The 15281-nt window shown below is 38.3% G+C and carries 8 protein-coding genes; 4 read left to right on the top strand and 4 right to left on the bottom strand.

The genetic code is table 11. From position 1 onward, the window contains the following. Positions 1–259: 259 nt before the first annotated feature. The gene (locus ACSAMO_RS10670) at positions 260–1081 is read right to left on the bottom strand and encodes a Cof-type HAD-IIB family hydrolase (RefSeq protein WP_499209292.1); all 822 of its coding nucleotides are present in this window, start codon (positions 1079–1081) and stop codon (positions 260–262) included. A 168-nt stretch (positions 1082–1249) separates the two neighbouring features. On the opposite strand from ACSAMO_RS10670, the gene ACSAMO_RS10675 reads away from it, so the two are divergent. The 4 genes from ACSAMO_RS10675 to ACSAMO_RS10690 all read left to right on the top strand — a co-directional run bounded on the left by ACSAMO_RS10675 (position 1250) and on the right by ACSAMO_RS10690 (position 7462). Beyond that, positions 1250–4357: an SNF2-related protein gene (locus ACSAMO_RS10675; protein WP_499209293.1), complete on the top strand. Its 3108-nt coding sequence runs from the start codon at positions 1250–1252 to the stop codon at positions 4355–4357. Between the two features lie 18 nt (positions 4358–4375). Further along, positions 4376–6022, top strand: a complete 1647-nt coding sequence (locus tag ACSAMO_RS10680; protein WP_499209294.1) for a glycosyltransferase family protein — start codon at positions 4376–4378, stop codon at positions 6020–6022. A 119-nt stretch (positions 6023–6141) separates the two neighbouring features. Continuing rightward, the gene (locus ACSAMO_RS10685) at positions 6142–7062 is read left to right on the top strand and encodes a hypothetical protein (protein ID WP_499209295.1); all 921 of its coding nucleotides are present in this window, start codon (positions 6142–6144) and stop codon (positions 7060–7062) included. Between the two features lie 28 nt (positions 7063–7090). Then, complete coding sequence (locus tag ACSAMO_RS10690; protein ID WP_022229952.1) at positions 7091–7462, top strand: RidA family protein; 372 nt, start codon at positions 7091–7093, stop codon at positions 7460–7462. A 55-nt stretch (positions 7463–7517) separates the two neighbouring features. On the opposite strand, the gene ACSAMO_RS10695 is transcribed toward ACSAMO_RS10690, so the two are convergent. The 3 genes from ACSAMO_RS10695 to ACSAMO_RS10705 are packed head-to-tail and all read right to left on the bottom strand — an operon-like array spanning position 7518 to position 15094. Next, on the bottom strand, positions 7518–7877 hold the full coding sequence (locus ACSAMO_RS10695) for a hypothetical protein (protein ID WP_499209296.1): 360 nt from the start codon (positions 7875–7877) through the stop codon (positions 7518–7520). Between the two features lie 22 nt (positions 7878–7899). After that, positions 7900–11601: a helicase-exonuclease AddAB subunit AddA gene (addA, locus tag ACSAMO_RS10700; protein WP_499209297.1), complete on the bottom strand. Its 3702-nt coding sequence runs from the start codon at positions 11599–11601 to the stop codon at positions 7900–7902. After that, on the bottom strand, positions 11594–15094 hold the full coding sequence (locus ACSAMO_RS10705; RefSeq protein ID WP_499209298.1) for a PD-(D/E)XK nuclease family protein: 3501 nt from the start codon (positions 15092–15094) through the stop codon (positions 11594–11596). Before ACSAMO_RS10705 ends, addA begins: the two co-directional genes overlap by 8 nt. Between the last annotated feature and the right edge of the window lie 187 nt (positions 15095–15281).

The raw sequence follows: 15281 nt of genomic DNA on the forward strand, positions 1-15281 counted from the left end.
CCTAAAAAGCCACCACTCCGTCACTTCGTGCCACCTCTCCTCAAGGAGAGGCTTTCCGTAAGGCTCCCATTGAGGGGAGCCTATAATGGATAATGAGAGTAGGGGACGTCCCTAAAAAGCCACCACTCCGTCACTTCGTGCCACCTCTCCTCAAGGAGAGGCTTTCCGTATGGCTCCCATAGAGGGGAGCTGTCAACGAAGTTGACTGAGGGGTGGCAACCACAAAATATAAGGGCGGTCGATGACCGCCCTTATTACGTTATTCAAATTTAATTTTTCCGTTATCAAGTGCATAAATCACAGCCGCAACGGCACTGGAATTATTATCAACCGTTATAAAATCAGCGACTTCTTTTACTTCATCAACGGCGTTACTGACCGCAACACCGATATTTGCCATTCTAACAAGTGCAAGGTCGTTTTCGTTATCGCCGATACCGATTGTATTACTTCTGTCAACATTCATCAAATCGGCAAGGTGCATAAGCCCCTCACCCTTACTTGCGTTTTTAGGCAAAAGCTCATAGTACCAAGGACTGGACTGCACAAATTCATAATCATTAACAAACGGTGAATTTGCAATCGCATCTCTTATCTGCTGAATTTCATTTTCTTCAACCATAAACAATACTTTTACCCAATCTTCCTTTATATCGTGATAATCAAGAAAATTATCGGGTAAATCTTCAAGAACCTGATGTTCTCTTACTTTTTGATTAACTTTACAGAAATAAATTTTATCCGAAGTACAAACTTCAATTCCCACAAAGTCAAACATTTTATCCATATATTCAACGCATTTCAAAGCACCTTCATCAAGTGTGCTTGCCCATAAAAGTTTTTCGTCATTAAAATCATATATTGCCGCACCGTTAAAGCAAACCATAGGTGCATTTGGGTGAACGTAGTTTAGCATTAACTTTGCGCCTTGCGGCACACGTCCCGTTGCAAATGTGAAAAGTCCGCCCTCTGACTTGAAATATTCAATAGCTTTACTGTTTTCGTCCGATACACGTTTATCGGTTGTAAGAAGTGTATCGTCAAGGTCGGTACATAAAAGTATTCCGTCAAATTTTCCCATACTGTTCGTCCTTTCGTTTTTTTTCTACACGCATAATTTTAGCATATTATATGAATTTAATCCATTTGTATTTTATATAAAAATAATATTGTATCATAAGTTAAAATGTGCTATAATTATAAGATACAGAATGGGTGTACAATATTCAAAACGGGAAGGCTGTAAGGTATGAAAATAACAGATTCAATGATAAAAAAATCCTGCTCGGCGACTATTTACAAGCGTGGCTTGGAATACTTTAAAGAGGGCAGAGTTCATTTAAGAAAACGTGAGGATAATTTAATAACAGCCGTAGTTGACGGGGAAGAACTCTACAATGTGCAGGTAAGATTGTCTGAAAAAGGTGTAGAGGATTGTTTTTGTACCTGTCCTTATTTTGAAACGATGAATTCTGTTTGTAAACATATTGTTTCAACATTAAAGCAACGTCAAAAGGAACTTGACGAGGGTGCGGATTATGTTGATGAAAACGATAAGATTGCAAAAACGCTTTGCGGTGAATTTGCATCAAGAAAATACGAAAAACAGCCACTATATGCAAAGTTTACACTGCACATAAATAAGCACAATACAAACGGTGTATCGTATGCAATGTCTGTTGAAATCGGCGGTAATAAAGTACACGGTATTGAAAATTTTTTGGAATGTTATTTGAAAGGCAAGGAGTTTAAATTTGACAGATACACGTCATATAATCCCGCAGTAACGGAATTTCCGAAACATCAAGACGAGATAATAGCAATACTTGCGGAAACATACGAAAATCGTGCGGCAGATGTTCAGATGTATATGAAAGCGGCATATCAAACTGCTTTCGGCTCACTTGCGGCAAAGAGAATATTCCCTCTGCTGCAATATGTTGATTTTGCTGTTGTATTTGATGGGCTTTCTTTGGGCAATGTAAGAATAGAAGAAGACAATCCAGATATAATAATTGATGTTGACGCAGGTGACGGCGAAGTTGATATGTCTGTCAGTGACAGAGGTTTTGCACTGACGCATGACGGTGAGTGGTTCTTTTACGAGAACACGATATACCACACAAGCGAAGAATGGCGTGAGTATTTTATGCCGATATACCATGCACTTGCGACGGAGGGCAGAACGCAAATCAGTTTTAAAGGTGACAATACAATTTTGTTTGCCACTCACGTTTTACCCGATATACGCAGTAAGCACGGCGTTATAACACGCGGTATCGAAGATATGATTGTCGATGCGAAACCGACATTTGAAGTGTATTTTGACGCGGCACAAGGCGGTATAACTGCCGTTGTTAAGGCGAATTACGGAAGTATAGGATTACGTTTGCCGAACGATGTAAACGGTAACGGCAAAATCGTTGTGCGTGACTATGAGATTGAAAACGATTTGCTTTCGTCATTTAAGATGTTCAATTTACAAGATGGTACATTCATGTTGAAATCGGACAGAGAAATATATTTATTCCTATCGGACGAAATTCCTGTACTTAAAGAAAAAGCAAAGCTCTATTATTCCGACAGATTTGCCGGCTTGAAGATTATGGACCGAGTGGATATAAGTGCGTCTGTAACATATAACAGCGGTGTTGATTTGCTTGAGGCTGACTTTGAAAGTAATCTGTCATATGAACAGATCAGCGGAATTTTAAGTGCGGTTAAACTGAAAAAAAGATTTTACAGATTATCAAACGGCAGTTTTATCGACCTTGAAAACAGTAAGCAAAAGGATATTTTCAATTTGCTTGATCAACTTGATTTTTCTTTTGAAGATATTAAAAACGGTAAAAAAGTAATTCCAAAGTATCATGCACTTTACTTAAATTCTCTTTCATCTGTTGAAAAGAATGAAGAATTTAAAAAATATATTGAGGAAATAAAAAATATAGAGCCTGTAATTCCGAGTGAAGTCAGCGACATTTTGCGTGGCTATCAAAAAGACGGAATGGCATGGCTCAGCCAGCTTTCTTATCTTGGCTTCGGCGGTATATTGGCGGACGATATGGGTCTTGGTAAAACGCTGCAGGTTATTGCGTATATTCACGGAATAAAACCCGAAAAACCGACGCTTATCGTTGCACCGAGTGCACTTACTTATAACTGGCTCAGCGAAATAAATAAATTTACACCGAATGCCAAAACCATAATAGTTGACGGTGCAAAAGAGGACAGAGAAAAACTTATACAGACTATCGGCGAGTATGAATTTGTAATCACGTCATATCCGCTTTTAAGACGCGATATTGCACATTATAAAGAATTTGAATTTTCGTATTGCTTTATAGACGAGGCACAGCATATTAAAAATCCGAAAACTATGAATGCAAGAAGCGTCAAGAAAATAAATGCGGAGCATAAATTTGCCCTTACCGGTACACCGATAGAAAATTCGTTGCTTGAATTGTGGTCAATATTTGATTTTGTAATGCCGGGATATTTGTATTCGGCACACGAATTCAGAAACAGATATGAAATGCCGCTTGTAAAAGACGGTGACAAAATGACGGCGGACAGTTTCAGAGCGAGGATAAAGCCGTTTATGCTAAGACGTATGAAAAACGATGTTTTAAACGAGTTACCGGAAAAAATCGAGAACACAATGTATGCGGAGCTTACGGGTGAACAAAAGAAAATGTACACATCGTATCTTGCACTTGCGAAAAATCAGACGCTTGCGTTGCTTGGCGAGGGCGGTCAAGGTAAAATGCGTATTTTGACACTGCTTATGCGACTAAGACAGATTTGTTGTCACCCTACATTGTTTGACGAAAACTATGATAAGGACAGCGGTAAACTTGATTTGCTTATGGAACTTGTCACGAATGCGGTTGAGTCGGGACACAGAATACTTGTATTTTCACAGTTTACGTCAATGCTTTCAATTATAAGAGAGAGTCTGAAAAATGTGGGGATAGATTCGTTCTACCTTGACGGAAAAACTCCGTCTTACGAGAGAGCGGAGCTTTCCGACAGATTTAACGGCGGTGAAAACAACGTGTTCCTTATATCGCTTAAAGCAGGCGGTGTAGGTCTTAACCTGACGGGTGCGGATACCGTAATTCACTATGACCCATGGTGGAATCCTGCGGTTATGGAACAGGCTTCCGACCGTGCATACAGAATAGGACAAACAAAAGCGGTACAGGTTATACGTCTTGCCGCAAAGGGTACAATAGAAGAAAAAATACTTAAATTGCAGGAAAACAAGAAAAATCTTGCAGACGATATAGTCCGCGTTAATACGGACACATTTAAAAGTCTTTCTAACGAAGAAATACTTTCATTATTTAGCTAAACAGGAGGGCTGAGTCAGGTGAAATTCAGGGCGATTTTAAACGATAAGTATGACCTTGAAGAAATTGCACAACGCAAACAATCGGCAAGACCACATCATAAAACTTTGATTTATTTTGCGGTTGTATGGGCGGTGCTTAATATTTTGGCGATTATTTATATTACAAAAAATAATTATATATATTTTTGGGACGATTCGACGTATTGGGATATTGCAAGAAAAATTGCGTCGGGAGCGTTTAGTGAAGGCGGTTTTTGGCATAATGTCTATAATTCCGTTGCTGAGCAGGATTATAACTATATAGCGGGACTTCCGTCGGCGTTGATTGTAAAAATTTTCGGTGAGTCACGGCTTGCGTATATTTTGGGACTTGTCAATTTATATTTAGTGACGTCATTTGCAATGGTGTATGTGTTGGCGAAAAAAGTCAGTAAAGCACCTAAAATTGCAGCGGTGATTTCGCTTATGATATGTCCGTCTATGGTGTTTTTGACATTTAACGGATTTGTTGATATAGGAGGACTTTTAGGGTGTCTTGTATGCTTTAATTTGTATTTTGTAAAAGACAAAGATGATGACGCGATATGGCGGTATGCGGTAATCGGCGTACTGCTTGTCGCACTTATGCTTTGGAGAAGATGGTACGCGTTTTTCACGGTATCGTTTATAACCGCAATGCTTGCGGATTGCGTACTGTTTAAGAAAAAATGGTACAAACCGATTGTAACAATCGCAGTTGTCGGATTGATACTCGTTGTATTTTTCAGAGATTTCCTTGTGTATAAATTGATGAAAGATTACGGCAATCTTTATTCGGGATATAAGTTTTCGGTGGGAACTGATTTGAAACTTATAACAAGATATTTCGGTATAATATTCGTTGGAGTGCTTGCTGTTTCGTCAGTGGTTATGGCGGTTAAAAAGAAAGAAACAAGAACGCTGTTTATGTGGGTACAGATGATAGTGTGCCTGTTTATGTTCCTTTCAACTCAGACACACGGACAACAACATTTGCTTTTATACATTCCGTCACTTATAATGCTTACACTTATATCAATAAGACATATAACAAAAGAATGGGCTTTGGTCGGAATATCGCTTTTGGCGTTGGTACATTCGGTGAATGTATATATTCCACGCACACAACCGCATAATATACAGGAAATTAAGCATATGGCATTGATACCGAATTTTTCGATGCTGCCTGTATCAAGAGACGATACGGACGAAATTCTTGCGTTAAAGAAAAAACTCGACACAACCGTTTATGACGGTGATACGCTCGGCGTACTTGCGTCATCGTTTACGCTTAATGAGGATATACTTATAAATGCAGAACCGTCACTCGGAGTAAAGTCGATACGTGATAATTATATCGTGTCATTGCCACAGGTAGATTCGCGTGACAGGGATTTGACACCGTTGTATACCGTAAATTATGTCCTTGTCGCATCTCCTGCACAGACGCACTTGGCAGAGGGCAGTCAGACGGTTGTTGAGGAGGCTGTAAACAGTTTTATGAATTATGCGGATATTGCAACGGCATATGAGGAAGTTCCCGAATGTGAAACCGTTATAGACGGTATAACGATAAAATTATTCCACCGTGTCCGTGACGAACATCAGGCGGATATTAAAACATTTGAGGCACGACTGTATAAATAAGACGGGCGCCGTCAAAAGTATTCTGAAATAATTAACATTTTGTTTACACTTGGCACATTGACAACCATTTATTACAGGTTTATAATTTATATATACTTAAATTATGAAAGGGTGTATATATGAGAAGCTGTATATATTGCGGCAGAGAACTTGAAAAAGGCGAAGTTTGCGATTGTCCGCAGAGTGTTGCACACAGAGCGGGGAAACAGCAATCATCTGCCGAAAGAAAAAACGAAACAAAAACAGAAGACAAAAAATCGGATAAAAAACAAGAGAAAACACAGGCTAATTACAGTAATCCGTATAAAACCGAAACTTCTTACAAAACAGGCTATGCCGGAACGGAAAGTAAGTTTGAAAGAGCAAAGATAAAGCATAAGGCGAGAAAAGCGGCAAGGAAAGCTAAAGCAACAAGAACGTCAAATATCAATCCGAAAGGATTTTTCGGTGAGTTGGGAAGATATATCGTGAGATTTATAAAATCACCGATTGACACAATTTCCAATCCGCCACATCTCGGAAAAGCGGCAATAATGACTATTTCGGCACTTCAAGGCGTTGTATTGTGGCTGTGTATGTTCTTTATATTAAGAGGCGGCGGAGTAGGACCGCTTAAAATATTGACGTCACTTATGAATTTTAACGGCGGTGCAGGTTACAGTCTTGTATTGCAAATCATACTTTGTATGGTATCCGGTGCGATAAGCGGAGTGATTTTATTTTTCTTGTATTCGGGAATATTTTGGCTTATCAATAGATTTGTAATGCGTCTTAAAACGGCATATTGGGAATTTTCAATACGTCTTGCGTCAACGTGGATACCGTTTACGGTAATATGTGCAATCGGCGTAATTCTCAGTATGTTGTCACCTGTAACGCTTATGATATTGATTTTGTGCGGCGCGGTCAGCGTGGCTGTGCTTACCTATGAGGCACTGCGCACAGAATGGATTTCTAAATCACCAAGTCAGGTATTGTATGCAATGATGCTTGGATATTTCGTATTCTTCACTGTTGTATGCTATTTAATTACCATATAAATTTTATAAAACGAGAGGAATGGTACAAATGAAAGAAACAAAGACAAACAATGCTCCGGCTGCAATCGGACCTTATTCACAGGCAATAACTGTCGGAAATATGCTGTTCACATCGGGACAAATTCCGATTAACCCTGCAACAGGCGATATTCCTGAGGGCGTTGAGGCACAGGCAGAACAGGCACTTACAAATGTCAAGAACCTTATTGAGGCTGCCGGCGGAAGTATTGAAAATGTTGTAAAGACAACAGTATTTATTAAGGATATGAATGACTTTGCAAAGATTAACGAAGTATACGCTAAATATTTTACAGAGCCTTATCCGGCTCGTTCATGCGTGGAAGTCGCAAGACTTCCGAAGGACGTACTTCTTGAAGTTGAAACTATTGTAGAATTATAATAAAACAACAAATTAAAAGGTCTGTGGTAAAGCCACAGACCTTTTGTATTAATTTTTATTGAACACCGATTCTCGGTGAAATAGGTGAAGTAGGAGATACTGACGGAGCAGGTGAGCCTGACGGCAGTATCGGTTCAATCGTCGGCATAGCCTCAAGTTCTGCGTGAAGTGAATCTATTTCTTCCTGCAGTTGTGCAATCTGGTCGTTAAGTTCGTTTACCTTTAACTTTAATTCCGTATTTTCTTGAATTGCGTCGGCTATTTGGTTGGATTTGTCGTTGTTGCTTCCGACTGTAATACCTATATAAAATATAAATGCAAGTATTAAAACCGCAATACAAATCAAGGCGATAATAATTTTTTTACCTTTTCTGTTCTTATTTCTGTTTATATTCAAATTGCCGTAGTTTGACATTATATCACCTCAAAAAAATTTACTAATCTAATTTTACCACACTTTGCGGAGAAAATAAATACAAATATTTATCTTTTACAGATTTTTTTAAGATTTTTTCCATGGCACGTGCATAAAGAATTAATTGCTTTTCATATTTTTTTGCAACTGCAAGTTGTTCTGCTTTGGAAGTACATTTGTCGGTTTTGTAATCGACAAGGATTATATCACCGTTTTTATCCTCAAAGTATAAGTCAATAATACCTTGTAAAATAATCTGTTCGTTTCTGTACTCGTCCGGTAAAGTGTTGTCGTATTCATATGCCGGAATTGATATTTCAAAAGGACTTTCACGATATACTTTTTTGGCACTTAAAACTTCTTTACCCATATCGCTTTTCCAAAAGCTTGTGACATTTTTGCATATCATATCGGCTATATTTTTATCCGAAACAACATTGCTGTCAATCTGACCGTCATTTGTGACGCGGACAAGCTCGGATGCGACAAAGTCGGCGTAATTGTTTTCGGTAAGCGTCTTAATCTTTTCAATATCGAAAAATGCCATAAGCTGATGGTGCGCCGTACCGATTTGTGTACCGAGTTTTTCTGTACGCATAAAGTCAGGTTTTTGCATCATATAAATCGGCTCGTATTCAATGTCGCTTTTTCGTGTAAGTTCTTCTTCCGTCATTTCTTTTATTGCCGTTACGGATGTTTTTGTCGGAATGTTGCCGGATTGCGGACGTTCATAATGAAATTCAAGGAGCTTTTGCACTTTTTCACGCATTTCATCAATGTTTTTGACCTTTATCGTTTCTTGTTTTTCTTTGATGACGTCCGATACAGTGGTTTTGGCAAGAAATCTTGGTATGAAATTCCAGTGATTTAACGATATGCCTATTGACGGAATCAGCCAATCGGAATATTTTTTTGCTTTTGATGCGATGATGTACTTTGGCATTGTCTTTGCATTATATACTGCTTCTTGGATTTTTTGATTAAACTCATTTTCATCTTTGTATTTGTCGGACGAAACAATAATTAATTTTTCTTTTGCACGAGTCATTGCGACATACAAAAGACGCAATTCTTCCGAAAGAGTTTCGGATTGATTTTGTCGCTTTATATATTTTGTAAACATCAGCTTTTTTAAATATAAATTTTCATAATTTATATAATCAATGCCGATCCCCAAATCTTTGTGAAGTTGTATTCTGTGTTCCTCCGTAGGTTTTGCGGCAAGCATATTTTTAGTTGTGCGCATAATAAATACGACAGGAAATTCAAGACCTTTGCTTTTGTGTATTGTCATAATTCGTACAACATTGTGGTTTTCATTGATAAGCTGAGCACCGCTTAAATCTTCGTTTCTCTTTTCAATTCTTTCGATATATCGAATGAAGTTGAATATACCCTTAAAGCCCGATTCCTCATACTTTCTTGCACGTTCATATAAAAGTTTTAAATTTGCCTGTGCCTCGTCACCGCCTTCGAGAGCACCCATAAAGTCGTAAAAACCCGTTTCTTCATACAACGTCCAAATCAACGCGGCGATTGACTTCATCTTAACATATCCGCGCCAACGGTCAAGGTCTTTTAGAAAGCTCTTGCATTTTTTTGAAAGTTTCTGTTCTTCTTTCGTCAAATCATCGCAAGACGATTTATAATATTTTACGGCATTGTAAAAAGATGAGGCTCTGTTTTCAAGTCTGATTTTTGAAAGTTCGTTTTCGGTAAAATTACCTATCGGTGAACGCATAACGCTTACAAGCGGAATATCCTGAATGTGATTGTTGATAAGTGAAATAAGTGTAAGCATAAGCTTTATCTCACGTTTTTCAAAATATTCTTCCTTTTGCAAAAATGACGGTATGTTGTTTGATTCTAATATTTCCTGCAAAAGTTCGCCGTTTACTTTTGTCGAACGCATAAGAACGACTATATCGCTGTACTTCAAATCACGATATTTTCCGTTGCCGTCATAAACCTTGAAATGACTGTCAACAAGCTCTTTTATTCTGTTTGCCACGGTAACTGCCTCAAGATAATCGGAAGAAGATTCTTTTGAATCCTTCAATTTTCCGATACAGTAAAATTCGGATTTGTAGTCATTCCGGGCATTTTCGGCGGTGTTTATATAACATTCGCGGCTTTCTTCACGCTGCAAAGCGGCGATGTCGTTGTAATCAACGTCACCGACATCCTGCGACATATTAAATCTGAACACGTCATTTATACTGTCGATAACCTGCATACGACTTCTGAAGTTCTGTGAAAGGTGTATAATTTCGATTTCATCACTGTCAAGGCTGTATTTTTTCTTGAAAATAGTCGGGTCACCACCGCGGAAACGATATATACTTTGCTTTAAGTCGCCGACCATAAACATATTTTTATTATCTCTTGAAATAAGCGTGAAAATCGAATCCTGCAAGCCGTTTGTATCTTGATATTCATCTATAAGTATTTCGTTATATTTCAGCGAATATTCGTTTCTTATATTTTCATTTTCGCTGAAAAGACGATAGGCAAGATGTTCAATATCGGAGAATGTTTTGACGTTCTTTTTTGCTTTTGCATTCTCATAAAGTTCCGAGAACAAAACCGTTATCCAAACAATATCGTCAATCGTTTGTTTCAATTCTTCCGAGTGAACATACTTGTTAAATTGCTCGGCAGTGCCGTTAGGCAAGTAAGATGTACTGCTAAGTAAATCTTCACGCATAGAGTTATATTTGTTCGAGTAATACTGCCACTCTTCAATCGGCGATTCAGCTTTTTTGTATGCTCTTACGGCTGTTCCAAGCTTTGTTTTGGCGATGTAAGTATCGTATGCAGAGCCGACTTCGTCAAATGATTCAGCTGATTTTAATGCTTTTACACTGTCGGCGCATATACATATGTACTCCCACATCTTTCCCCAATATTGCTCACATTCAGGAATACAAACCGGCGGTACGGAAGTATCTGTATCGGGATATACTTTCTTTACAATCCCAATCATTTCTTTTATCAGCTTGTCCCAAAATTCGCCGTGATGTTTTAAAATGTTCTCTTTGTGGACTGATAAAAATATTTCCTTAAACCATACACTTTGCGACATATTATTGTCATACATAGCCGCTTTGTCGTAAAGCCATTTTATCGGATCGGGGAATGACTGTATAAAGTTGTAAAGTTTGCGTATAACTTTTTTCAATCCCTCATCATCGCGGTTTGATGCGTAAGTTGTTACAAGGTGTTGAAAACGATTTTTGTTTTCTTCGTTTTCTGTTTCGTAAAGTGCCGCGAATAAATCGGTTAATGTATCGTCAATGAGCATTTTGTCCTCGTTGGTGTCCATAATGCTGAAATTCGGATCAATACCTAAAACGTGAAAATTGTTTTTGACCACACGTAAACAAAATGCGTCGATTGTGTTAATATCCGCACCTGCTGTAAGGTGCATTTGTTCTTTTAAATATTTGCTTTGTGCAATATCACCGTTTTCAAGTGCCTCACGATATGATTTGTTAATTCTGTTTATAATTCTTTCTTTCATTTCGGTAGCCGCCGCCTCCGTAAACGTTGCTACCAATATACTGTCTATCGGAAAAGGGTTTTCGGAGTTGGTTATAAGATTTACGATACGTTCGACAAGTACCGCCGTTTTACCAGAGCCTGCGGCGGCGGAAACAAGTATGTTTTTCTTGCCTGACGGCTCATATATCGCTTTTTCTTGTTCTTTTGTCCAATTAGGCATCTTCGTCAACTCCTTTCGATTTGTTGTTTTTTAACGCCGCACCTTTTGTTTTTAATATCTCCCAAATATCTTCTTTTTTGACCGATGAATCCGCAATACGCGGTGTACAGTTATCCTTATCAAATTTGCAGACAGGGGAGTAGGAACAATAGTCACACACGCTTGTATTTGATGTGGTGTACGGACTAAGGCTTATTTTGCCGTTTCTGATATTGCTGTCCATTTCAATAATTGTATCAGCCACATATTTCATTAGACCGTTAATTTCATCTGTGGTGTGAACTTCTTTAAAACCTGTTTTTGTACCTGTTTTTATGTTTGTGAATGAAACTTGACCGCTTTCAAGGAATTTGTTATCCATATTGTAAAGCAGTTTTGTTTGAAGTTGTTCGTCTTCGTCAGTGAATGTTACACCGTCAAGTTTTAGTGCGCTTTTGTTGGACTCAACTATATTGTCCTCTGTAGTTGATGAGTTAAGCTCCTTTATTTCATCACGCACACCTGTGTAATAAATACCTGCCACATCAGTGTCGGCATGTTTAATTTTTGCGGCAATGGCATATATAACCATCTGCATATTATAGCCGTTGTAAATATTTTTTATATCGAAAACCGTTTTACCTGTTTTGTAGTCTATAATACGCAAATATGATTTGTCGCCGTCACGGCATATGTCGATACGGTCGATTTTGCCTTTTAATGCGACTGCATCGGAAATATCTTCTTCAAATTCGTATTCCATGCCATTCTCTGCAAAGTTGCCGGCAGAAAGTGTTTTTTGAACAAGTATTGCGGCATTTGAAATTGTTTTGCCCATACGGGTGAAAATATTCGCAGTACGTTCTTTGTCGCGAACGTCTGACGACAGCAGATTGCTGCACGATTCATTTATAATACCGCCTATAATATCGTCACGTTTTTCGTCACTCAAATTACGCCAACGGTCTATTTTATCTTCGTTTGTATTTGCACCGTCCTCAACGGTATCGCAGAATTGTCTGATAACTTCGTGAGCATATGTTCCGATATTTGAAGAATTGACTTCCCACACGTCACGCTCTTGTGCGTTAAGTCCGTATCTTAAAAAGTATTGGAACGGACAAGCGGCATAGGTGTTGATACGCGTTGCACTGTATGTGATTTTGCCGTCATACATCATATTTGATATATCGCTGTCAAGCATTACACCGCGTTCACTGTAATAATCGGCACGTTTCATAAGCGAAAGCATAGGTTTCCATTTTGTTTGGTGTTTGTACCAATCGTATACGATTTCCCATAACTGATTTTTACTGCCGTTAAATCTGTCGGACATATTGATAAGCATTCTGTGTATTGTTGCTTGCGGGGTGGAAATGTAAATTCCGTCTTTCAATGGGTCGTTTAAAAGGTTATCCGATACGGTCATTTTAGGAAATTTACGCATTATGTCATTTATCATATGCGACGGTGATTGTGACTTGCCTTCTTCATTTTGAATTGAATAGCTGAAATACAATTTTTCGCTTACCGCGCATAATGCTCTGTAAACCTTAAAATACTGTTCGTCAAGTTTCTTTTTAGTATCGGGTGCAAGAGTTACGCCGTATTCTTCCTGCAAAGTGCATCTGTCGCGGTTTGAAAGAAAACCCTCGGATGCAATACCCGTAGGAAAAGTACCGCTTTTTGCGCCGACAATAAACATTACCTTAACGCTTGTATGACTGCTCCTTTCCACACTTCCTACATACACTTGGTCAATACCCGATGGAATAGTGCGTATTTCGCATTGCGACAGACCTACCGTTATATATTCCGCAAATTCCGAAATGTTAATTTTGTCGCCGTCAAGTGCGATTGTGACTTGATTTAATATATCAAGAATAAGGTTCCATATTTTTGTAAATTGTTCGGATTCGTTCAGTTTGCCGTCTTTTTGGAATTTTGTGATGTCGGATTTTAATCCGCTATACAGGTTGATGTCCTCAAGGTATTCAAACAATGCCGTTGCAAATTCTACGGCCGTTTTTCTGCCTTTTGTTTTTTCTTTGAATGACGCAATCGGTGCGGCTATTTCGTGACGGAGTTTTTCTATAACTTCATTTGCATCTTCTTCAGACTCTGTTTGAAAAGCAGTGTCTACGATATTGTTTTCGCCAAGCCACTCTTTTTCACCGAGCCACTTTGAACCGCCTCTTATGCCGTGCTTCAACACGAAGTTTTCAAGTATATCTATTTCTTCTTGATTAATCGACTTGAAAAATTTTAACTTTCCGTGTTGTTCTTTTCTGTAAATAAAACCGGCACGAAGATAACGAAAAACAGAATCATAGCTCCAATCGTCTTCAAGAATACCGAATAAAGATAAAATCTGCATTGCGATAGGGTGGTCACTCAAAATGATTGTTCTGTCGGTGAAATACGGTATTTCGTATTCGGAGAAAACAGCCTCTATAAGATGTCTGTAATCATTTTCATCACCGCATAACAGTGCAATATCTTTAAAACGATAGCCGTCATCGCGGACAAGGTCAACGATTTTGCAGGCAATTCGTTCGATTTCACCGTAGGTGTCACGACTTTGAAAAAGTGCCGTATTTTTAGGCTTGTCGGGATATACAAAGTCCTCTGTCCAATATCTGAAAAGCTTGTATAGGTCGTCTTTGCCTTTTAAGTGACAAAGTCCGTCAGAGGCGGTGTATTCGTTTTCAAGACCGTATGTTTGCGACAGTTCGTAAACTTTTTGTACAGTCTTTTCGGTCTGAAGATAAATTTCGCGTTCGTTCTCGTATTCTGTAACAGGACAGCATACACTTATCGTCATATGTACGCCTTTTTTCAGAAGTGCCTCAAGTACGCAAATCTGCTGCGGCATAAATTTGTCAAAACGATTTACCCATATATAAGTGTTTTCGTCAAATTCGGTGCCGTTTTCGATACGGTTGGCAAGATAAAAAAGGTCGTCCTCGCTGTCGGTACAGCCACTTTCTTCGACGTAAGAAAGATATTTCTCCAATACGTTTGAAAGTGCAATCAGTTTGTTTTTTAAAGTCTTGTTGTCCGTTAATGCATTTGCCTTTTCAAAAAGTATTTCGGGTGTGATAAGGTAACGCTTCATTTCACTTATCAGTGACGACATAACGTCAAGAAAACCCTGCTGACGCATAGAGGTGATAAGTTTTATATCCATATCCTTTACGTTCAAAAGCTCGTCACACGCCGCCGAAACAGCCTTGTATATAAGCATCATTTTACCTGGTGCGGTAAGATGGTTTTGTTGTTTGGCACTTAAAAAGTTTATAGACATACGTCTTAGCGTAAGAACTTCAATATTGTTAAGTCCTATACCGCCGAAAAAATCAACAAATTTTCGTTCGGTTTCGTATGAATAATGGTCAGGGACAATCATTATACATTTTGAATCGGGATTTTTTTCGTGTATTTCACTTATTTGTTTAAGGCACATATCACTCTTGCCGGAGGAGATAGCGCCTCGTATAATACTGACTCCCATAATTTTAATCCTTTCGTAATATATATTAAGGTAATTATATCATATTTAAAGTACAAAAAAAAGTACATAAATACAGGAAATCGCGAAAATATACACGTGAAAAACAAAATAAAAGAAAAAATATGAAAAAATAGCTTGACTTATAATTGTAATAATGTTATAATAATTTTGCTCGAATAAAAGCTCT

The sequence above is a fragment of the Ructibacterium sp. SJQ-7 genome, from assembly GCF_054696575.1.